This window comes from Ramlibacter sp. G4-7 (genome assembly GCF_057784995.1).
Window position 1 is genome coordinate 155,311 of sequence record NZ_JBYNTT010000002.1, and the last position, 20,227, is coordinate 175,537.

General features: G+C 70.6%; 20 protein-coding genes. 19 read left to right on the forward strand and 1 reads right to left on the reverse strand.

Features of this window, described 5'->3' with window-relative positions; all coding sequences use genetic code 11:
• Positions 1 to 73 precede the first annotated feature (73 nt).
• Together AC3EGR_RS03675 and yoaA are read left to right on the forward strand one after the other, a co-directional pair.
• On the forward strand, positions 74 to 277 hold the full coding sequence (locus AC3EGR_RS03675; protein ID WP_488545085.1) for a YdcH family protein: 204 nt from the start codon (positions 74 to 76) through the stop codon (positions 275 to 277).
• Complete coding sequence (gene yoaA, locus AC3EGR_RS03680) at positions 277 to 2,340, forward strand: DNA repair helicase YoaA (RefSeq protein WP_488545086.1); 2,064 nt, start codon at positions 277 to 279, stop codon at positions 2,338 to 2,340. The genes AC3EGR_RS03675 and yoaA overlap by 1 nt, the downstream gene beginning before the upstream one ends.
• Positions 2,341 to 2,435: 95 nt before the next feature.
• Here yoaA and AC3EGR_RS03685 read toward each other — a convergent pair whose 3' ends face one another.
• Entirely contained in the window at positions 2,436 to 3,239 is an 804-nt protein-coding gene (locus AC3EGR_RS03685; protein WP_488545087.1) for an outer membrane protein assembly factor BamD, read from the reverse strand.
• Between the two features lie 67 nt (positions 3,240 to 3,306).
• Here AC3EGR_RS03685 and AC3EGR_RS03690 point away from each other — a divergent pair, with 67 nt between their 5' ends.
• From AC3EGR_RS03690 to AC3EGR_RS03770, 17 genes are all read left to right on the forward strand, one after another.
• Positions 3,307 to 4,326 (forward strand): RluA family pseudouridine synthase, encoded by a 1,020-nt coding sequence (locus AC3EGR_RS03690; RefSeq protein WP_488545325.1) that lies wholly within the window; start codon positions 3,307 to 3,309, stop codon positions 4,324 to 4,326.
• Between the two features lie 93 nt (positions 4,327 to 4,419).
• Positions 4,420 to 5,079 carry an SMC-Scp complex subunit ScpB gene (scpB, locus tag AC3EGR_RS03695; protein WP_488545088.1) on the forward strand — a complete coding sequence of 220 codons (660 nt, stop codon included), beginning with the start codon at positions 4,420 to 4,422 and terminating at the stop codon, positions 5,077 to 5,079.
• Positions 5,080 to 5,110: 31 nt separating this feature from the next.
• Complete coding sequence (locus AC3EGR_RS03700; RefSeq protein ID WP_488545089.1) at positions 5,111 to 6,619, forward strand: pseudouridine synthase; 1,509 nt, start codon at positions 5,111 to 5,113, stop codon at positions 6,617 to 6,619.
• Positions 6,620 to 6,810: 191 nt separating this feature from the next.
• Entirely contained in the window at positions 6,811 to 7,236 is a 426-nt protein-coding gene (ndk, locus tag AC3EGR_RS03705) for a nucleoside-diphosphate kinase (RefSeq protein WP_488545090.1), read from the forward strand.
• 83 nt (positions 7,237 to 7,319) lie between these two features.
• Entirely contained in the window at positions 7,320 to 8,465 is a 1,146-nt protein-coding gene (rlmN, locus tag AC3EGR_RS03710) for a dual-specificity RNA methyltransferase RlmN (protein WP_488545091.1), read from the forward strand.
• Positions 8,466 to 8,471: 6 nt separating this feature from the next.
• Positions 8,472 to 9,299, forward strand: a complete 828-nt coding sequence (pilW, locus tag AC3EGR_RS03715) for a type IV pilus biogenesis/stability protein PilW (RefSeq protein WP_488545092.1) — start codon at positions 8,472 to 8,474, stop codon at positions 9,297 to 9,299.
• Positions 9,292 to 10,209 carry a helix-turn-helix domain-containing protein gene (locus AC3EGR_RS03720; protein WP_488545093.1) on the forward strand — a complete coding sequence of 306 codons (918 nt, stop codon included), beginning with the start codon at positions 9,292 to 9,294 and terminating at the stop codon, positions 10,207 to 10,209. Before pilW ends, AC3EGR_RS03720 begins: the two co-directional genes overlap by 8 nt.
• Positions 10,209 to 11,486 (forward strand): flavodoxin-dependent (E)-4-hydroxy-3-methylbut-2-enyl-diphosphate synthase, encoded by a 1,278-nt coding sequence (gene ispG / locus AC3EGR_RS03725; RefSeq protein ID WP_488545094.1) that lies wholly within the window; start codon positions 10,209 to 10,211, stop codon positions 11,484 to 11,486. Before AC3EGR_RS03720 ends, ispG begins: the two co-directional genes overlap by 1 nt.
• A 3-nt stretch (positions 11,487 to 11,489) precedes the next feature.
• Entirely contained in the window at positions 11,490 to 12,839 is a 1,350-nt protein-coding gene (gene hisS / locus AC3EGR_RS03730) for a histidine--tRNA ligase (RefSeq protein WP_488545095.1), read from the forward strand.
• A gap of 30 nt (positions 12,840 to 12,869) precedes the next feature.
• The gene (locus tag AC3EGR_RS03735) at positions 12,870 to 13,547 is read left to right on the forward strand and encodes a YfgM family protein (protein WP_488545096.1); all 678 of its coding nucleotides are present in this window, start codon (positions 12,870 to 12,872) and stop codon (positions 13,545 to 13,547) included.
• A gap of 14 nt (positions 13,548 to 13,561) precedes the next feature.
• Positions 13,562 to 14,695, forward strand: a complete 1,134-nt coding sequence (gene bamB, locus AC3EGR_RS03740; RefSeq protein WP_488545097.1) for an outer membrane protein assembly factor BamB — start codon at positions 13,562 to 13,564, stop codon at positions 14,693 to 14,695.
• Positions 14,696 to 14,715: 20 nt separating this feature from the next.
• The gene (gene der, locus AC3EGR_RS03745) at positions 14,716 to 16,053 is read left to right on the forward strand and encodes a ribosome biogenesis GTPase Der (RefSeq protein WP_488545098.1); all 1,338 of its coding nucleotides are present in this window, start codon (positions 14,716 to 14,718) and stop codon (positions 16,051 to 16,053) included.
• Positions 16,054 to 16,225: 172 nt separating this feature from the next.
• Positions 16,226 to 16,474 (forward strand): RNA chaperone Hfq, encoded by a 249-nt coding sequence (gene hfq, locus AC3EGR_RS03750; protein ID WP_488545099.1) that lies wholly within the window; start codon positions 16,226 to 16,228, stop codon positions 16,472 to 16,474.
• Between the two features lie 64 nt (positions 16,475 to 16,538).
• Complete coding sequence (gene hflX, locus AC3EGR_RS03755) at positions 16,539 to 17,705, forward strand: GTPase HflX (RefSeq protein ID WP_488545100.1); 1,167 nt, start codon at positions 16,539 to 16,541, stop codon at positions 17,703 to 17,705.
• Positions 17,706 to 17,761: 56 nt separating this feature from the next.
• Positions 17,762 to 19,075: an FtsH protease activity modulator HflK gene (hflK, locus tag AC3EGR_RS03760; protein WP_488545101.1), complete on the forward strand. Its 1,314-nt coding sequence runs from the start codon at positions 17,762 to 17,764 to the stop codon at positions 19,073 to 19,075.
• Positions 19,076 to 20,011 carry a protease modulator HflC gene (hflC, locus tag AC3EGR_RS03765; RefSeq protein ID WP_488545102.1) on the forward strand — a complete coding sequence of 312 codons (936 nt, stop codon included), beginning with the start codon at positions 19,076 to 19,078 and terminating at the stop codon, positions 20,009 to 20,011.
• A gap of 3 nt (positions 20,012 to 20,014) precedes the next feature.
• The gene (locus tag AC3EGR_RS03770; protein ID WP_488545103.1) at positions 20,015 to 20,209 is read left to right on the forward strand and encodes a DUF2065 domain-containing protein; all 195 of its coding nucleotides are present in this window, start codon (positions 20,015 to 20,017) and stop codon (positions 20,207 to 20,209) included.
• Positions 20,210 to 20,227: the final 18 nt, after the last annotated feature.

The window sequence follows — 20,227 nt, forward strand, 5'->3', positions numbered from 1 at the left end:
CGCGTGCGCTCGAATAATGACGGTCGAGGACGTATTATTGAACGATCCCGCAGCGGCGCCCCGCTTATTACCTTTGGACTCCAACCTCCACTCTCCCGAGCGGCGCCTCATCGAGCTGCGCATGGAACACGCCGACCTCGACGCCATGATCGACCGCACGTCCGAGGAGAGCCCCGTCGACGAACTGATGATGCGGCGCCTGAAGAAGCGCCGCCTGGCCCTGCGCGACCAGATCGCGCGGCTGGAACTCGTGCTCGACCCCAAAGAACCCGCGTGATGACGGAATCGGCAGTTGCGTCGCCCGGGCGCCACGACGAGCCCGGGGCGGCCTGGCCCGCGGCCGCCCAGGACCTGGAACAGCTCGCGCGCGAAGTCTTCGCCCCCGGCGGCGTGCTCTCGCGCACGGCCGAAGCGTTCCGACCGCGGGCGGGCCAGACCGAGATGGCCGCGGCCGTGGCGCGCACGATCGCGCACGGCGGCGCGCTGGTCGTGGAAGCCGGCACCGGTGTCGGCAAGACCTTCTCGTATCTCGTGCCCGCGCTCCTGAGCGGCGAGCGCGTGCTGCTGTCCACCGCCACCAAGACGCTGCAGGACCAGCTGTTCGCGCGCGACCTGCCGCGCCTGGCCGAGGCGCTGGGGCTGCCCGTGCGCATGGCGCTGCTCAAGGGCCGCGGCAGCTACCTGTGCACGCACCGGCTGGAACTGGCCCGGCGCGATGCCAACCTGCCGGACCACGGCGCGCTGCGCACGCTGGCCAAGATCGAGCAATGGGCGCAGAGCACGCGCAGCGGCGACCTGGCCGAAATGCCCGGCCTGGACGAACGCTCACCGGTGTTGCCGCTGGTCACGTCGACCCGCGAGAACTGCCTCGGCTCGCAGTGCCCCAAGTTCCGCGGCTGCCACGTCAACGCCGCGCGCCGCGAGGCGATGGCGGCCGACGTGGTGGTGATCAACCACCACCTGTTCTTCGCCGATCTCGCGGTGCGCGAATCGGGCATGGCCGAATTGCTGCCCAGCGTGCGCGTGGTGATCTTCGACGAGGCCCACCAGCTGAACGAGACCGGCGTGCAGTTCCTCGGTCGCCAGCTGGGCACCGGCCAGGTGCTGGACTTCACGCGCGACCTGCTGGGCGCCGGCCTGCAGTTCGCCCGCGGGCTGGTGGACTGGCAGCTTGCGGCCGGCACCCTGGAGCGTGCGGCGCGCGACTTGCGCCTCGTGATCGGCCGCACCCCGCCGGGCGCGCGCTTGCGCTGGACCGGTCCCGCGCCCGACGGAGTGGACGCGGCCCGCTGGAGCGAAGCGCTGGCGGCCCTCGCGTCCGCCCTGGATCTGGCCGCCGAAGGGCTGGCGACGGTCAGCGAGATCGCCCCCGACTTCGTGCGCCTGCACGAGCGCGCGGTGCTGCTGGCGCAGCGCGCGCGCGGCTTCGAGCAGCCGGCGCAGGAAGGCGCGGTGCGCTGGGTCGACGCCGGCACGCACCTGCGCCTGATCGAGTCGCCGCTGGACATCGCCGAGGCGGTGCAGCACAAGATGCTCAAGACCGACGCGGACCCCGAGGCGGAGAGCTCGCGCCGGGCCTGGGTGTTCACGTCCGCCACGCTCGGCGACGACGCGCGCCTGTCCTGGTTCACCGAGCCTTGCGGCCTCGGCCAGGCCGAGGTGCTGCGCGTGGCCAGTCCCTTCGACTATCCGGCCCAGGCCGCCCTGTACCTGCCGCGCGGCATCCCCAAGCCCAACGACCCGGCGCACAGCGACGCCGTGGCGCGCGTGGCGCAACGCGCCGCGCTGCGCATCGGCGGGCGCACCATGGTGCTCACGACCACGCTGCGGGCCCTGCGCGCGATCGGCGAGCAGCTGCAGGCGCGGTTCGCGGGTTCGGCGGAGCTCGAGGTGCTCGTCCAGGGCCAGTGGCCCAAGCGCCGGCTGATCGAGCGCTTCCGCGAAGGTGCGGCGCAGGGGCGCCCCGGCTGCATCCTCGTGGCCTCCGCTTCCTTCTGGGAAGGCGTGGACGTGCCGGGCGACGCGCTGCAGCTGGTGATCATCGACAAGCTGCCGTTCCCGCCGCCCGGCGACCCGCTGGTGGAAGCGCGCGGCCAGCGCCTGCAGGCGCAGGGACGCAATCCGTTCAACGAGTACTTCGTGCCCGAGGCCGCCGTGGCGCTGAAGCAGGGCGCCGGCCGCCTGATCCGGCGCGAGAGCGACCGCGGCCTGCTGGTGGTGTGCGACACGCGCCTGGAGCAGATGGGGTACGGCCGGCGGCTGCTGTCGGCGTTGCCGCCGATGCGCCGCATCGGCAGCGAAGAGGAGTTCGAGGAGGCGCTGGACGCGTTGCAGGAGTGAGCGGCGATCAGCCGGGATCTGCAGCGGTGGCGGTGAGGGCGCGAACGCGCGCACGCCAGCGAAAAAAAGGGCCGCATGCGCGGCCCCTTTTCATCTCACCAGACCTGCCACCAGGGCTTGCTGACCCCCGGTCCGTTGCCGCTCAGGTAGGTGCTCTGCGGATAGTTCTTCTCCAGCACCCGCCGCGTGTCGTCGCGCAGCTGCGCCATCCCGAGCGAGTCGTAGCTGCGCATCAGGATGAACAGGGCCTCTTCCAGCGCGGGCACGTCGCGGTAGTCGGCCAGCGCGTTCTGCGCGCGGTTGATCGCGGCCACGTAGGCGCCGCGGCTGTAGTAGTAGCGCGCCACGTGCACCTCGTACTTCGCCAGCGAGTTGACGATGTACGTCATGCGCGCGCGCGCATCGGGCGTGTACTTGGAGTCGGGGAAGCGGGCCACCAGCTCGCGGAAGGCCTCGAAGGATTCCTTGGCGGCCTTCTGGTCGCGCTCGGACAGGTCCTGGCGCGTCAGGAAGGAGAACATGCCCAGGTTGTCGTTGAAGTTGACGATGCCCTTGAGGTACAGGGCATAGTCCATCGCGGGGCTGGCCGGGTGCAGCTTGATGAAGCGGTCCAGCGTGGACAGGGCCTGTGCCTGCTCGTTCTGCTTGTAGTAGGCGTAGGCGCGTTCCAGCTGCGCCTGCTGCGCCAGCGGCGTGCCGGCGGCGCGGCCTTCCAGCTTCTCGTACAGCGGGATCGCCTTGTCGTAGGACCCCGAGTTCATCTCGTCCTTCGCCTCGGAGTAGATGCGGTTCGGGCTCCAGCTGGCGGTCTTGTCGTCGTCCTTCAGGCTGGAACACCCCGCGAGCACGGATGCGGCGAGGGCGAGGGGGACCACCGATAATTTGGCGCGAGCAAGCATGCAACTCTCTTGACCTGAAGGGCGAGCCATTATATCGACCGACCCCTCGCAGGATCCCTCCGAGGACCTGCTGGACGAACCCGGCGCCGAAGCGGAGACGCGGCCTTTCGTCATCGACGCCGCCGCCCATGGCGAGCGCCTGGACCGGGCGCTCGTGCACCTGGTGCCCGAGTTCTCGCGCAGCTACCTGCAGCAGCTGATCGAAGGCGGCGCCGTGCGCCTGCGCGGCGCGGCCGTGACCAAGGCGTCGCAGCGGGTGAAAGCCGGGGAGGCCGGCGAGATCGAGCTGCGTCCCACGCCCCAGAGCCAGGCCTTCGTGCCCGAGGCGATCCCGCTCACCGTGCTGCACGAGGACGAGCACCTGCTGGTGATCGACAAGCCCGCCGGCCTGGTCGTGCACCCGGCACCGGGCAACTGGCGGGGCACGCTGCTCAATGCGCTGCTGGCACGCGACGCCGGCGCCCGCATGCTGCCGCGCGCGGGCATCGTGCACCGGCTGGACAAGGACACGAGCGGCCTGATGGTGGTGGCGCGCACGCGCGCAGCGATGGACCGCCTGGTGGCGCAGATCGCCGCGCGCGAGGTGGCGCGCCAGTACCTCGCGCTGGCCCACCGGCCCTGGCAGGGCCCCGCGCAACGGCGGGTCGATGCGCCGATCGGGCGCGACCCGCGCAACCGGCTGCGCATGGCGGTGGTCGATGCGGCCCGGCATCCAGGCAAGCCGGCCGCCACGGTGTTCCAGCTGCTGGACCAGGCGGAGCAGGGCTGCGGCCTGCTCTGCACGCTGGAGACCGGCCGCACCCACCAGATCCGGGTGCACGCGGCCCACATGGGCCATCCGCTCGTGGCCGACCCCCTGTACGGCGGGGCGGCGGCTGCCGGCCTGCAGCGCCAGGCGCTGCACGCTTTTCGCCTGGCGTTCGCCCATCCCGTCACGGGCGCGCCGCTGGCCTTCCACGCAGCGCTGCCGGCCGACCTGCGCGCCGCGTGGGCGGACTGGGGCCTGCGTTACAATGAATCCGAATGGCTCACGAGCCAGCCGACCGCGGCGGCCTTCCATGGCGTGTCCGGCCCGGCACCCGCTTGAGCGTCCCACGAGGGCGCGCAGCGGCGACACGATGAAGAGCCCAGGGCCCAGAACTGCCGTGCCGCGCGAGGCACCCTTCCACACGACAACACGATGAATACGGCGGATGCCAGGCGCGTCCTCGAAACCGCGCTGATCTGCACCCAGCAGCCGCTGACCGTGCGCGAGCTGCGCGTGCTGTTCAACGACGAGCTCGGGGCCGACACGGTCAAGGAACTCCTGGGCGAGCTGCAGCACGAGTGGGCGCAGCGCGGCGTGGAGCTCGTCTGCGTGGCCAGCGGCTGGCGCTTCCAGAGCCGCCCGGAGATGCGCGAGTACCTCGACCGCCTCCATCCCGAGAAACCGCCCAAGTACAGCCGCGCCGCCCTCGAGACCCTGGCCATCATCGCCTACCGCCAGCCGGTCACGCGCGGCGACATGGAGGACATCCGCGGCGTCACGATCAACACGCAGATCCTCAAGCAGCTGGAAGACCGCGGCTGGGTCGAGGTGATCGGCCACCGCGAAGCGGTCGGCCGCCCCGGCCTGTATGCCACGACGCGCCAGTTCCTCGACGACCTCGGCCTCGCCTCCCTGGACCAGCTGCCCGAATTGCAGAGCCCGGCGCAGGAAGGCGTCTTCGAGGCGCTGGCGCGCGGCGCCGAGCCGCAGCCCGAGCTGGCCATCGATTCCCCCGAGCCCGGTCCGGACGAAACGGCGACCGCCGAAGCGGCCGCAGGCGAAGACCGGCCGCCCCAGCCCGGCGACCTCTGAACACCCCGGCCCCCGCCATCGAGACCCGAGCATGAACGATCCCACCGATTCGATGGCCCGCGCGCCGTCCGACGACAGCCCGCAGGAGCCGGGCCCGCGCGAGTCCGAAGCCGGTGCGCCCGTGCCCGCGGAAGCCGTGCCCCCCGAACCCGCGGCGCAGCAGGCGGCGGTCGCCAGGACCGAGGCGGTGGCGGACGACGCCCAGCGCGGCGAGGACGACGAGGACCGGGACGAGGACGACGACGAGGACGACGAGCGCCCGCAACGCGCGGCGCGCGCCAAGCGCGGTCCGGCACCGGCGCCGGTGCCCGCCGTCCGCTTCGAGGACGTCGTCACCGGCCGCTTCGATGCCGAGGAAGAGGCGCCCGAGGCGGGCCCGGCCAAGCGCGTGCTGGCGCCGCAGCCCGAGCAGCCCAAGCTGCACAAGGTGCTTGCGCAGGCCGGCCTGGGTTCGCGGCTCGAGATGGAGCAACTGATCCTCGAGGGCCGCATCTCGGTCAACAACGAGCCCGCGCACATCGGCCAGCGCATCCAGTTCGGCGACCAGATCAAGGTCAACGGCAAGCCGATCCGGCTGCGCATCGCGCCGCCGCCGCCGCGCGTGATCGCCTACCACAAGCCCGTCGGCGAGGTCGTCACGCATGACGACCCGCAGAACCGGCCCACGGTGTTCCGCAAGCTGCCCAGGCTGCAGCAGGGCAAGTGGCAGTCGGTCGGCCGCCTGGACCTCAACACCGAGGGCCTGCTGCTGTTCACGAGTTCCGGCGAGCTGGCCAACCGCCTCATGCACCCGCGCTTCGGGCTGGAGCGCGAGTACGCGGTGCGCGTGCTCGGCGCGCTGAGCAACGAGGAGCGGCAGAGGCTGCTCGAAGGCGTGGACCTCGATGACGGCCGCGCCCAGTTCGGCTCGATCGACGAGGGCGGCGGCGAGGGCTCCAACGTCTGGTACCGGGTGACCATCAGCGAAGGCCGCAACCGCGAGGTGCGCCGCCTGTTCGAGGCGGTGGGCCACGCGGTCAGCCGCCTGATCCGCATCCGCTACGGCGCCATGGTGCTGCCCCGGGGCCTCAAGCGCGGCGCCTGGATGGAGCTGGACGAGCCCGACATCAACGCGCTCACCCGCGCCGCCGGCGTGCCGGGGCTGGCGCGCCCCGAGCGCGGACAGCAGCACGGGGAAGGCAAGGGCGGCGGCGGGCGCAACAAGCGCCGCGGCGACAACCGGGGCGATGGCCCGCGGCCCCAGGGCGGACCGTCCTCGCGCCAGCCCAATCCGCTGGCCACGCGCCAGGGACAGCCGGGCCAGGGCCAGGGCCAGGGCCGGCGCAAGTCGGGCGGCGGCGGTGGTGGTGGCGGTGGGGGTGGGGGTGGTGGCGCAGGCAACCAGCCCGATCCGATGAAGACCTCGCTGGGCTACATAGGCGCCGACAGCTTCAACCGGCAGCGCCGCGGCGGCCCCGGCGGCGGCATGCCGGGCGGCGGCGGCGGCGGTGGCCGGGGCGGCCGCCGTGGCGGCGGTGGCGGCGGTGGACGCGGTCGCTAGGGAACGACCTTCACCGCAGGGGAAACGCAGGGAATCCTACCGGGGAAATCCCCTGTGGCCCTGCGCCCTCTGCGCCTCTGCGGTGAATGTCTCCCTGCGAGGCAACCGGCACGCCTCCCGGATAGAATTGCGGGCTTTGCCGAACTTTCTGCCTCCGGCAAAACCCTAAAACACAAGCTCAGGAAACCTACATGGCTATCGAACGCACCCTTTCCATCATCAAGCCCGACGCCGTGGCGAAGAACGTGATCGGCCAGATCTACGCCCGCTTCGAGGCTGCCGGGCTGAAGGTCGTCGCCGCCAGGATGGCGCACCTGTCGCGCCGGGAAGCGGAGCAGTTCTACGCCGTGCACAAGGAGCGTCCCTTCTTCAAGGACCTGGTGGACTTCATGATCTCCGGCCCGGTGATGATCCAGGTGCTGGAAGGCGAGGGCGCCATCCTGAAGAACCGCGACCTGATGGGCGCCACGGACCCCAAGAAGGCCGCCCCGGGCACCATCCGCGCCGACTTCGCCGACAGCATCGACGCCAACGCCGTGCACGGTTCGGACGCCGCCGAGACCGCGAAGAACGAAGTCGCCTTCTTCTTCCCGGCGATGAACATCTACGCCCGATAGATGTCGCCCCCTCGCTCCACTTCGTTCCGCATCCCCCCGGGGGGGAGCGGCACGTCTTGGGGCGGCCCGGCGACGTGCATGCGATGACGGCCAACCTGCTCGATTTCGACCTCGAGGGTCTGGCCGGCTTCTGCGCGTCGCTCGGGGAAAAGCGCTTCCGGGCGACGCAGTTGTTCCGCTGGATCCACCAGAAGGGTGCCAGCGATTTCGCGGCCATGACGGACCTGGCCAAGTCGCTGCGCGACAAGCTCCAGGGCAGCGCCCGCATCGAGGGCTTGCCGGTCATCACCCAGAACGAGAGCGCCGACGGCACCATCAAGTGGCTGTTCGACGTTGGCAACGGCGACGCCGTCGAAGCGGTCTTCATCCCCGAGGACGACCGCGGCACGCTGTGCATCTCCTCGCAGGCCGGCTGCGCCGTGGGCTGCCGCTTCTGCTCCACCGGCCACCAGGGCTTCTCGCGCAACCTCTCCACCGGCGAGATCGTCGCGCAGCTCTGGTTCGCCGAGCATTTCCTGCGCCGGCACCTGGGCACCGGCGGCGAGCGCGTCATCTCCAACGTGGTGATGATGGGCATGGGCGAGCCGCTGCAGAACTACGCGGCGCTGGTTCCGGCGCTGCGCACGATGCTGGACGACCATGGCTACGGGCTGTCCCGCCGCCGGGTCACCGTGTCGACCTCCGGCGTCGTGCCGATGATCGACCGCCTGGGCGAGGACTGCCCGGTGGCCCTGGCGGTGTCGCTGCACGCGCCGAACGACGACCTGCGCGACAAGCTCGTTCCCCTGAACAAGAAGTACCCGATCGCCGAACTGCTCGATGCGTGCAGCCGCTACCTGGTGCCCGCGCCGCGCGACTTCATCACCTTCGAGTACTGCATGCTCGATGGCGTGAACGACACGCCGGAGCACGCGCGCGAACTGGCGCGCCTGGTGCAGACGCACGGCGGACGCGGCGTGCCGTGCAAGCTGAACCTGATCCCCTTCAATCCCTTCCCCGCCTCCGGACTGGTGCGTTCGCCGCAACAGCGCGTGCAGGCTTTCGCGAAAATCCTGAGTGATGCTGGTATCGTCACGACGGTGCGGAAGACGCGCGGCGACGACATCGATGCCGCGTGCGGCCAGCTGGCCGGCGACGTCAAGGACCGCACCCGGGTCGACCGGCGCATCGCGCAGCAGCGCACGGTGATGCTCCAGCCGGTCCCCGCGGACACGACGAAGGAGGCTTAGGGGATCATGAAAAAAGCCATGGCGGCAGCAAGCCGCCTCACGGCGGGAGGACTGGCGGCCGTCGCGCTCGCCGGTGTGTTCGGCAGCATGCTCGTGGGTTGCGCCGCCCCGCACTCGCAGCAGATGACGGCGGACACGACTGCTCCGGCGGAGGAAAGCGACAACCGCAAGCGCGCGCGCATTCGCCTGGAGCTCGCCTCGAGCTACTTCGAGGAAGGCAAGACCGAGATCGCGCTCGACGAGCTCAAGCAGGTCCTGACCCTCGATCCGAACTACTCGGACGCGTACAACCTGCGCGGCCTGATCTACATGCGCCTGGGCGACGCGCGCCAGGCGGAGGAAAGCTTCCGCCGCGCCGTGGCCCTCAACCCGCGCGATTCCGACTCGCTGCACAACTACGCGTGGCTGCAGTGCCAGCAGGGCCGCTACGCCGAGGCCGAAGCCGGCTTCTACCAGGCGCTGACGAATCCGCTGTACTCGGGCCGCTCGCGCACCTTCCTCGCCATGGGCGTGTGCCAGGCGCGTGCCGGCCAGGTGGAGGCAGCCGAGCGCAGCCTCGCGCGCTCCTACGAGCTCGATGCGGGCAATCCCGTCACCGGCTACAACCTCGCCAACGTCCTGTACCGCAAGGGCGACTACCCGCGCGCGCAGTTCTACATCCGCCGCCTGAACAACAGCGAGCTGGCGAACGCGGAGTCGCTGTGGCTGGGGATCAAGGTCGAGAACCGGATGAACGACGCGCAGGCGATGAGCCAGCTCAGCGAGCAGCTGCGCAAGCGCTTCCCGCAATCGCGCGAGCGCGCGTCCCTGGACCGGAAGGCCTTCGATGAATGAGGCCGTCGCTCCCGATGACGGCGTCACGGCCGGCACGCTGCTGCGCGAGGCGCGCGAGGCGGCGGGCCTGCACGCGGCGACGCTCGCGGCCAACCTGAAGGTGCCCCTGCGCAAGCTGGAAGCCCTGGAGGAGGACCAATACGACGTGCTGGGCGACGCGGTGTTCGTGCGGGCGCTGGCCTCCAGCATCTGCCGCACGCTCAAGGTCGATGCGCAGCCGGTGCTGCAGCGCCTGCCCCAGACCGCCAGGCCCCGCCTGGTCGACGACGGCCAGCAGATCAACGCGCCGTTCCGCGCCCCCGGCGACGGCCCCAGCCCCGGGCTGCTGGACCAGGTCTCGCGCCCCGTGGCGCTGACCGTCGGCGCATTGCTGCTGGGCGCCCTGGTGATCGTCTTCCTGCCCATGCTGCAACGCGGCTACGAGGCGGTGGCGCCGGCGGACCGGCCCGAGCCCGCGGCGGCGCCGGCCGAAGTGGCCGCAACCACGGTCCCCCCGCCGGTGGTGCCGCTGGATACGTCCTTGAGCGGGACCGCGCCGCCCGCGGCGGATCCCGCGCCCCTCTCCGCTGCCGCTCCTGCGGCAACCACCAGCGTCGCACCGCCCGTGACGGGCGCAGCGAGCGCGCCGGTGGCCGCGGCGCCGCAGCTCGCCGCTTCGGGCCCGATCGACGCGCGTGGCGTCGTCACCTTCCGCACCCGCGCTCCCTCCTGGGTGCAGGTCACCGACGCCAAGGGCACGACCGTGTTCCAGAAGCTGATGGAGCCGGGCGAGAGCGCCGGCGCCACCGGAGCGCTGCCGCTGTCCGTCGTGATCGGCAGCGTCGAGGCGACCGAGGTCCAGGTGCGCGGCAAGCCCTACAACCTCGGCCCGGTGTCGCGCGACAACGTGGCCCGTTTCGAAGTGAAGTGATGAAGCCCGAAGTGTGCCTGCCGATCGAACCCGCGGCGCCGCGTGCGCGCCGCTCCGTCCAGGCCCGCGTGGCCTGGGGCGCGAACGTGGTCACGGTGGGCGGGGACGCGCCGGTGCGCGTGCAGTCGATGACCAACACCGACACGGTCGACGCCATCGGCACCGCGATCCAGGTCAAGGAACTGGCGCTCGCGGGCAGCGAGCTGGTGCGCATCACGGTCAACACGCCCGAGGCCGCGCAGCAGGTGCCCTACATCCGCGAGCAGCTCGATCGCATGGGCATCGCGGTGCCGCTGATCGGCGACTTCCACTACAACGGCCACCGGCTGCTGACCGACTATCCGGCCTGCGCCGAGGCGCTGTCCAAGTACCGCATCAACCCGGGCAACGTGGGCAAGGGCGACAAGAAGGACCGCCAGTTCGCGCAGATGGTCGAGGCGGCGCTCAGGTACGACAAGCCGGTGCGCATCGGCGTCAACTGGGGCAGCCTGGACCAGGAACTGCTCGCCCAGCTGATGGACGAGAACGCGGCCCGGGCGCAGCCCTGGGACGCGAAGCAGGTGATGTACGAGGCGCTCATCACCTCCGCGATCGAGTCCGCGCGGCTGGCCGAGGAGCTGGGCATGCGCCACGAGCAGGTGCTGCTGTCCTGCAAGGTCAGCGGCGTGCAGGACCTCATCTCCGTCTACCGCGAGCTCGCGCGCCGCTGCGACTACCCGCTGCACCTGGGCCTGACCGAGGCCGGCATGGGCACCAAGGGCACCGTCGCTTCCTCGGTGGCCATGGGCATCCTGCTGCAGGAAGGCATAGGCGACACCATCCGCGTGTCGCTCACGCCGCAGCCGGGCGAGTCCCGCACCCAGGAAGTGGTGATCGCCTCCGAGATCCTGCAGGCGCTGGGCCTGCGCAGCTTCGTGCCGAGCGTCACCGCCTGCCCGGGCTGCGGCCGCACCACCAGCACCACCTTCCAGGTCCTGGCCAAGCAGATCGACGACTACCTGCGCGCGCAGATGCCGGTCTGGCGCGCGAAGTATCCCGGCGTGGAGAAGATGAAGGTGGCCGTCATGGGCTGCATCGTCAACGGCCCCGGCGAGAGCAAGCATGCCGACATCGGCATCAGCCTGCCCGGCACCGGCGAAGCGCCCGCCGCCCCCGTGTTCATCGACGGGCAGAAGGCGATGACCTTGCGCGGCGACAACATCGCCAGCGAATTCCACCAGATCGTCGAGAACTACATCGCGAAGCGCTACGGCCACGACGTCGCCGAGACCGCCTGAGACATGACCACTGAGAACAGGAATGCCGCCGCGAAGAAGGCGGAGAAGCTCGTTGCCGTCAAGGGCATGAACGACATCCTGCCGGCCTCGGTGCCGCGCACGGAGAAGCTGCCCGATTCCGGCCTGTGGCAATGGTTCGAGTCCTGCGTGCGCACGGTGATGGGCCGCTACGGCTACCAGTACCTGCTCACGCCCATCGTGGAGCCGACGGCGCTGTTCGTGCGCGGGCTCGGCGAGGTGACCGACATCGTCGAGAAGGAGATGTATTCCTTCGTCGACGCGATGAACGACGACCGGCTCACGCTGCGCCCGGAGGCCACCGCCGGCATCGTGCGGGCCATGATCGAGCACAACGCGCTGTACAACGGCCCGCTGCGTCTGTGGACCGTGGGCCCCATGTTCCGGCACGAGCGGCCGCAGAAGGGCCGCTACCGCCAGTTCCACCAGCTCGACGTCGAGGCCCTGGGCTTTGCCGGCCCGGACGTGGACGCCGAGATGATCCTGATGGCGCGCGCGCTGTGGCGCGAGCTGGGCCTGGCCGAGGGCAAGGACGTGCGCCTGGAGATCAACAGCCTGGGCCAGCCGGACGAGCGCCAGCAGCACCGCGAGGCGCTGGTGCGCTATTTCGAGCAGCACGCCGCGGCGCTGGACGAGGATTCGCGGCGCCGCCTGCGCAGCAACCCGCTGCGCATCCTGGACAGCAAGAACCCCGCGATGCAGGCGCTGATCGAGGGCGCGCCGCAGCTGATCGCCTTCCTGGGCGAGGCGTCGCGCGCGCACTTCGAGGCGGTCAAGGCGGCGCTGGATGCCGTGGGCCTGGGCTACCGCGTCAACCCGCGCCTGGTGCGCGGCATGGACTACTACAACCTCACCGTGTTCGAGTGGGTCACGGACCAGCTCGGCTCGCAGGGCACGGTGTGCGGCGGCGGCCGCTACGACGGACTCATCGCCCAGCTCGGGGGCAAGCCGGCCCCGGCCGTGGGCTTCGGCCTGGGCATCGAGCGGCTGCTGCTGCTGCTGCAGGAGTTGCAGGTGCAGGTGCCGGACGCGTCCGCCGACGCTTATGCGATCGTCCCGCCCGGCACGCCGCTGGCGCCGGTGATTTCCACGCTCGAGGCGCTGCGGGCGGCCGGGGTGCGCGTCGTGCAGCACGCAGGCGGCGCCGATGGCCCGGGCAGCATGAAATCGCAGTTCAAGAAGGCGGACGCCAGCGGCGCCCGCCATGCGCTGGTCTTCGGCGCGGACGAGGTCGCCCAGGGCAAGGTGGCGGTCAAGTCCCTGCGCGACCGCGACGCCGCGCAGGTGCTGCAGCCGCTGGATGCGGCGCAGCAGTGGGCTGCCTCCCTCAGGTAACTACAATCTCGCCCGCACACTGGGCTTTACATGGCACATTTCGACCTCGAGGAACAGGAGAAGCTTGACGACATCAAGCACTTCTGGAAGCAATACGGCAACCTGATCACCTGGGTGCTGATCGGCGCGCTCGGCGCCTATGCCGCCTTCAACGGCTGGCAGTACTGGCAGCGCAAGCAGGCGCTGGAAGCCTCCGTGCTGTACGACGAGGTCGAGCGCGCCGCGGCCAGCGGCGACACCGGCCGGGTGGAGCAGGCGTTCAAGGACGTCCAGGACAAGTTCGGCCGCACCTCCTACGCGCAGCAGGCGGGCCTGCTCGCCGCCAAGGTGCTGGCGGAAAAGGGCAAGCCCGACGCGGCCAAGGCCGCCTTGCAATGGGTGGCGGACAAGTCCGGCGACGAGGGCTACCAGGCCCTCGCCCGCCTGCGCCTGGCCGGCCTGCTGGTGGAAACCAAGGCCTACGACGACGCGCTCAAGCAGCTCGCCGGCGCTGTCCCGGCGCAGTTCGAGCCGCTCGTGGCCGACCGCCGCGGCGACATCTACAATCTGCAGGGCAAGAAGGACCAGGCCAAGGCCGAATACACCAGGGCCTGGAAGGGCCTGGCGGCGGACACCGACTACCGCGCGCTGGTGGAGGTCAAGCTGACCGCACTCGGCGTCGACGTCGCGGCGCTGAAGGCGCAGCCGGCGGAGGCCGCCAAGTCATGAGCCGTGCAGTTGCCATGATCGGTCGCACCCTCGCAGCCGCGGCCCTCCTGTCCCTGTCCGCCTGCGCGCTGCTGCCGAACAGCTGGTTCGGCTCTTCGGAGAAGCCGAAGCCTGCGGAATTGCAGCCCGACCCGAAGCTGCTGGGCGTGCGCCAGGCCTGGTCGGCGCGCGTGCCCAACGTCGATTTCCCGCTCGTGGTGGGCGTCAGCGGCAACGCCGTCGCGGTCGCGGGCGGTGACGGCACCGTGGTCGGCTTCGACGCGACCACCGGGCGCGAGCAGTGGCGCGGCAGCGCCGGCGCGCCCATCGCCGCCGGCGTCGGCTTCGACGGCAGCACCGCCGCCGTCATCACCCGCGGCAACGACCTCGTCGCCTTCGCCAGCGGCAAGGAAGTCTGGCGCCAGAAGCTGCCTGCGCTGTCGTACACGCCGCCGCTGGTGGCCGGGGCCCGCGTCTTCGTGCTGGGCGGGGACCGCTCGGTGAGCGCCTTCGATGGCGGCACCGGACGGCGCCTGTGGTCCCAGCAGCGCACGGGCGAACCCCTGGTGCTGCGCCAGGCCGGCGTCATGCTGCCCGTGGGCGACACGCTGGTGGTGGGGCAGGGCGGCCGCCTGGTCGGCCTGAACCCCTCGAACGGCAGCGTGCGCTGGGAATCCACCATCGCCGCCGCCCGCGGCATCAACGACATCGAGCGCCTGGTCGACCTGGTCGGCCGCGTCAGCCGCGTGGGCGACTCGGTCTGCGCGCGCGCCTTCCAGGCGGCGGTGGGCTGCGTCGACACGGTCAACGGCCGCACCCTCTGGACCCAGCGCGCCAACGGCGGCGAGGGCGTGGGCGGCGACGGCACTTCGGTGTTCGGTGCCGAGAACGACGGCCGCGTGGTCGCGTGGAAGCGCGAGGACGGCCAGCGGGCCTGGGTCAACGAGCGCCTGCTGCACCGGGGCCTGGGGGCGCCGCTGGCCCTGGGAAGCTCGGTGGTGGTCGGCGACGGCTTCGGCTTCGTGCACCTGCTGTCCCGCCAGGACGGCACGCTGCTCACCCGGCTCGCCACTGACGGCTCCGCGATTGCCGCCGCCCCCGTGGTCGCGGCCAACAGTCTCGTCGTCGTCACCCGCAACGGCGGCGTGTTCGGTTTCGCGCCGCAGTAAGCCAGAGAGGACTTCCTTCCATGAAGCCGGTGATGGCCCTGGTGGGCCGCCCCAACGTCGGCAAGTCGACGCTGTTCAACCGGCTGACCAAGTCGCGCGACGCCATCGTCGCGGACTTCGCGGGCCTCACGCGCGACCGGCACTACGGCAACGCGAAGCAGGGCCGTTACGAGTTCATCGTCATCGACACCGGCGGCTTCGAGCCGACGGCCGAGTCCGGCATCTACAAGGAGATGGCCAAGCAGACGCGCCAGGCGGTGGCCGAGGCGGACGTCGTCATCTTCGTGGTCGATGCGCGCGCCGGCGTGTCCGCGCAGGACCATGACATCGCCAACTTCCTGCGCAAGCTGGGCAAGCCGACCGTGCTGGCGGCCAACAAGGCCGAGGGCATGCAGGAAGGCCCGCAGCTGGCCGAGTTCTACGAGCTCGGCCTGGGCGAGCTGTACGCCATCTCGGCGGCGCACGGCCAGGGCATCCGGGACGTGGTCGATGCGGCCTTCGACCCGCTGAACCTGCCCGAGGACGAGGAGAGCGACGAGTCCGAAGGCACCGGCACCATCAAGCTGGCGGTCGCGGGCCGTCCCAACGTCGGCAAGTCCACCCTGATCAACGCCTGGCTGGGCGAGGAGCGCCTGGTCGCCTTCGACCTGCCCGGGACCACGCGCGATGCGATCTCCGTGCCCTTCGAGCGCAACGGCCAGAAGTTCGAGCTGATCGACACGGCCGGCCTGCGCCGCAAGGGCAAGGTGTTCGAGGCGATCGAGAAGTTCTCGGTGGTCAAGACCCTGCAGGCCATCGAGTCGGCGAACGTCGTGCTGCTGCTGCTCGATGCCACGCAGGGCGTCACCGACCAGGACGCCCACATCGCCGGCTACATCCTGGAGTCGGGCCGCGCCGTGGTGATGGCCGTGAACAAGTGGGACGCGGTGGACGACTACGCCCGTGAACTGGTGCGCCGGCAGGTGGAGGTGCGCCTGCCCTTCCTCAAGTTCGCCGAGATGCACTTCATCTCCGCGCAGAAGCGCCAGGGCCTGGGCCCGCTGTGGGGCTCGATCGCCAACGCGTACCGCTCGGCGATGATCAAGATGTCGACGCCGGTGCTCACCCGGCTGGTGCTCGACGCGGTGCAGTTCCAGTCGCCCAAGCGCGCCGGCATGTTCCGGCCCAAGCTGCGCTACGCCCACCAGGGCGGCATGAACCCCCCGGTGATCGTGGTCCACGGCAACTCGCTGGAACACGTGACCGACGCTTACAAGCGCTTCCTGGAAGGGCGCTTCCGCAAGGAATTCAACCTCGTGGGCACGCCCTTGCGCGTCGAAATGCGCACGAGCAAGAACCCGTACGCGGACAAGGACTGAGCCCGGCGCCGCAGCGCGGGGCCGCGCTTGCGCCCGAGCCGGTCACGAAAGTCCGCCCGCCGGTCTTGTTTTCCGCCCAGCCGGCGGCAACTGGTCAGCCAGCGCTTGACCGCCAGCGCGCCTTGCTGTGGTAATGTGCAACTTCCAACAACGCCGGAACACGGAGAATATCGTGAGCAACAAAGGGCAGCTACTACAAGACCCCTTCCTGAACACGCTGCGCCGCGAGCACGTGCCGGTCTCGATCTACCTGGTCAACGGCATCAAGCTGCAGGGCCAGATCGAATCGTTCGACCAGTACGTCGTGCTCCTGCGCAACACCGTCACGCAGATGGTCTACAAGCACGCCATCTCCACCATCGTGCCCGGCCGCGCGGTGAACTTCTCGCCGAGCGAAGCCGGCGAGGGTCCCGCGAGCTGAAGCCGCCGTTCCGCGGCGCCCGCGCAAGCGGGTGCCTGTTCCGCAGTTCTTCCTGGTTGCCGGCTTGACCGCATCACCCGACCGCCCGGCCGCCGCCACCATCCTGGTGGGGGTGGACCTGGGCCTCCCGCATTTCGACGCCGAGCTCGAGGAACTGGGCCAGCTGGCCCAGACCGCGGGCATGGAGCCGGTCGCCCGCGTCACGGCCAAGCGCAAGGCACCCGACGCGGCGCTGTTCGTCGGCAAGGGCAAGGCCGACCAGATCAAGCAGCTGGCCGAGGAAACCGGCGCCAGCGAGATCCTGTTCGACCAGTCCCTCAGCCCCGCGCAGCAGCGCAACCTGGAACGGCACATGGGCCTGCCGGTCAACGACCGCACCCTGCTGATCCTGGAAATCTTCGCCCAGCGCGCCCGCAGCCACGAGGGCAAGCTGCAGGTGGAGCTCGCGCGCCTGCAGTACCTGAGCACGCGGCTGGTGCGGCGCTGGTCGCACCTGGAGCGCCAGACCGGCGGCGCCGGCGTGCGCGGCGGCCCGGGCGAAAAGCAGATCGAACTGGACCGGCGCATGATCGACGAGTCCATCAAGCGCACCCGCGAGCGCCTGGTCAAGGTCAAGCGCCAGCGCGCCACCCAGCGCCGCCAGCGCGAGCGGCGCGAGACCTTCAACATTTCCATCGTCGGCTACACCAACGCCGGCAAGTCCACGCTGTTCAACGCGCTGGTCAAGGCCCGCGCCTATGCGGCCGACCAGCTCTTCGCCACGCTGGACACCACCACGCGCCAGCTGTTCCTGCGCGACGAGGAGGGCGGCGAGGGCAAGGGCCGCTCGGTGTCGCTGTCGGACACGGTCGGCTTCATCCGCGACCTGCCGCACGGCCTGATCGACGCCTTCCAGGCCACGCTGCAGGAAGCCGCGGACGCGGACCTGCTGCTGCACGTGGTGGATGCGGCCAACCCGCACCATCCGGAGCAGGTCGAGGAGGTGCAGCGGGTGCTGCACGAGATCGGCGCCGCCGACGTGCCGCAGCTGGTGGTGTTCAACAAGATCGACGCGCTGGCGCCCGGCCAGGAGCCGCGCACGCCGGTGGACCGCTTCGCGGTCGAGGGCAAGCAGGTGCCGCGCGTGTTCGTCAGCAGCCGCACGGGCGAGGGCCTGGGCGAGCTGCGCCGCGAGCTCGCGCGCATCGTCCACGAGGCCACGGCGGCGGCTGCCGTCGCTGGCTCATCCTGACCTGAGCGTCCTTGGGCACAATAAGGCCAGACGACCACCCGAAAGAAAACGAACGAATGAACCTCTTGTTCCGCAGCCTGACCTTTTCCGGGCTGAGACACCGCATCCGGGGAATGTTCAACCTGAACGATCCCCGCTGGGGGCGCGGCGACGACAAGAACGAAGGCCAGCGGCCCGAGGGCAAGGACAAGGGTCCCAACCAGGGCCCGCCGGACCTCGACGAGCTCTGGCGTGACTTCAACCGCAAGCTGACCGGCCTGTTCGGGGGCCGGCGCGGCAACGGCGGCTATGGCGGCAACGGCGGCAACTTCCAGCCCGACATGAAGAGCGCCGGGGTGGGCGCCGGCCTGATCGCGATCGTGGTGGTCGTGATCTGGATGGGCACCGGCATCTTCATCGTGCAGGAAGGCCAGCAGGGCGTGATCACGCGGTTCGGCCGCTACAGCGCGACCGTGGGCGCGGGCTTCAACTGGCGCCTGCCGTACCCGATCGAGCGCCACGAGATCGTCAACGTCACGCAGATCCGCGCCGTGGACGTGGGCCGCGACAACGTGATCCGCGCCACCGGCCTGAAGGAGTCGGCGATGCTGACCGAGGACGAGAACATCGTGGAGATCAAGTTCGCCGTGCAGTACCGGCTGAACGACGCCCGCGCCTGGCTGTTCGAGAGCAAGAACCCGCAGGAGGCCGTGGTGCAGGCGGCCGAGACCGCGGTGCGCGAGGTGGTGGGCAAGATGCGCATGGACACGGCGCTCGCCGACGAGCGCGACCAGATCGGGCCGCGCGTGCGCGCCCTGATGCAGCAGATCCTGGACCGCTACCGGATCGGCGTGGAGGTGGTGGGCATCAACCTGCAGCAAGGCGGCGTGCGGCCGCCCGAGCAGGTGCAGTCCGCCTTCGACGACGTGCTGCGCGCCGGCCAGGAGCGCGAACGGTCCAAGAACGAGGCCCAGGCCTATGCCAACGACGTGATCCCGCGCGCCGTCGGCGCCGCGTCGCGGCTGGCGCAGGAGGCCGAGGGCTACAAGGCGCGCATCGTCGCCCAGGCCCAGGGCGACGGCCAGCGCTTCAAGCTGCTGCTCACCGAGTACCAGCGCTCGCCGCAGGTGACGCGCGACCGCCTCTACCTGGAGAGCATGCAGCAGATCTACGGCAACGTGACCAAGGTGCTGGTCGAATCGCGCCAGGGCGGCAACATGCTGTTCCTGCCGCTCGACCGGATCCTGCAGCAGGTCGCCGCGGGCGGGGCAGCGGCCCCGGCCGCCGAGCCGCCGGCGCCGGCCACGTCCGCGCCGCCATCCAGCGCGGGCGCGTCCGTCGACGCCCGCAACCGCGAGAACGCACGCGGCCGCGAAAGAGAGAGCCGCTAAATGAACCGCATCGGATTCATCGTCACGTCGCTGCTGGTGGCGCTCGCGCTGCTCAGCTCCATGCTGTTCGTCGTCGACCAGCGCCAGTTCGGCGTGGTCTACGCGCTGGGCCAGGTCAAGGAAGTCATCGCCGAACCGGGCCTGAAGTTCAAGCTGCCGCCGCCGCTGCAGAACGTGAGCTACATCGACAAGCGCCTGCTCACGCTGGACAGCGTCGACACCGAGCCCATGCTGACCGCGGAAAAGCAGCGCGTGGTGATCGACTGGTACGTGCGCTGGCGCATCTCGGACCCGCTGGCCTACATCCGCAACGTGGGCCTGGACGAGGCGGCCGGCAACAACCAGCTCAATCGCGTCGTGCGCAACGCCTTCCAGGAGGAAGTCAACCGCTTCACCGTGCGCGAACTGCTGTCGTCCAAGCGCGAGCAGCTCATGGCGGACGTCAAGCGCGAGACCATCGAGGCGGTCAAGGGCGCCAAGCCCTGGGGCATCGACATCGTCGACGTGCGCATCACGCGTGCCGACTACGTCGAGGCCATCACCGAGTCCGTCTACCGCCGCATGGAGGCCGAGCGCAAGCGCGTGGCCAACGAGCTGCGCTCCACCGGCGCGGCCGAAGGCGAGAAGATCCGCGCCGACGCCGACCGCCAGCGCGAGGTGACCGTGGCCAACGCCTACCGGGACGCGCAGAAGATCAAGGGCGAGGGGGATGCCCTGGCGGCCGCCACCTATGCCGAGGCCTTCGGCCGCGATCCGCAGTTCGCCCAGTTCTACCGCAGCCTGGAGGCCTACAAGGCGAGCTTCAGCAAGAAGAGCGACGTGCTGGTCGTCGACCCGAACGGCACCGAGTTCTTCCGCGCCTTCCGCAGCGGCGGTTCCGGCGGCGGCGGCGGCGGCGGCGCCGCCGCGGCGCCGGCGGCACCTGCGCGTCGCTGAGCCTTGGACAGCGACACCTTCTGGTCGGCGCTCGCGCTGGTGCTGGTGCTCGAAGGGCTCTTCCCCTTCCTGTCGCCGGCCGGCTGGCGCCGCACCTTCGCCCGGCTGATGGAGCTGCGCGACGGGCAGCTGCGCTTCTTCGGGCTGGCCGCCATGGCGATCGGCCTCGTCACGCTCTGGGTGCTGTCGCTCGGCTGAGCGGCGGGCCTGCCGGGC

Bases quoted from the DNA above. Each gene is read 5' to 3' on its own strand.
- AC3EGR_RS03685 (WP_488545087.1), bottom strand. From the start codon at position 3,239: ATGCTTGCTCGCGCCAAATTATCGGTGGTCCCCCTCGCCCTCGCCGCA.
- hflC (WP_488545102.1), top strand. From the start codon at position 19,076: ATGAACCGCATCGGATTCATCGTCACGTCGCTGCTGGTGGCGCTCGCG.
- der (WP_488545098.1), top strand. From the start codon at position 14,716: ATGAAGCCGGTGATGGCCCTGGTGGGCCGCCCCAACGTCGGCAAGTCG.
- scpB (WP_488545088.1), top strand. From the start codon at position 4,420: ATGAATACGGCGGATGCCAGGCGCGTCCTCGAAACCGCGCTGATCTGC.
- ndk (WP_488545090.1), top strand. From the start codon at position 6,811: ATGGCTATCGAACGCACCCTTTCCATCATCAAGCCCGACGCCGTGGCG.
- AC3EGR_RS03735 (WP_488545096.1), top strand. From the start codon at position 12,870: ATGGCACATTTCGACCTCGAGGAACAGGAGAAGCTTGACGACATCAAG.
- bamB (WP_488545097.1), top strand. From the start codon at position 13,562: ATGATCGGTCGCACCCTCGCAGCCGCGGCCCTCCTGTCCCTGTCCGCC.
- ispG (WP_488545094.1), top strand. From the start codon at position 10,209: ATGAAGCCCGAAGTGTGCCTGCCGATCGAACCCGCGGCGCCGCGTGCG.
- hflK (WP_488545101.1), top strand. From the start codon at position 17,762: ATGAACCTCTTGTTCCGCAGCCTGACCTTTTCCGGGCTGAGACACCGC.
- AC3EGR_RS03700 (WP_488545089.1), top strand. From the start codon at position 5,111: ATGAACGATCCCACCGATTCGATGGCCCGCGCGCCGTCCGACGACAGC.
- yoaA (WP_488545086.1), top strand. From the start codon at position 277: ATGACGGAATCGGCAGTTGCGTCGCCCGGGCGCCACGACGAGCCCGGG.
- rlmN (WP_488545091.1), top strand. From the start codon at position 7,320: ATGACGGCCAACCTGCTCGATTTCGACCTCGAGGGTCTGGCCGGCTTC.
- hisS (WP_488545095.1), top strand. From the start codon at position 11,490: ATGACCACTGAGAACAGGAATGCCGCCGCGAAGAAGGCGGAGAAGCTC.
- pilW (WP_488545092.1), top strand. From the start codon at position 8,472: ATGAAAAAAGCCATGGCGGCAGCAAGCCGCCTCACGGCGGGAGGACTG.
- AC3EGR_RS03720 (WP_488545093.1), top strand. From the start codon at position 9,292: ATGAATGAGGCCGTCGCTCCCGATGACGGCGTCACGGCCGGCACGCTG.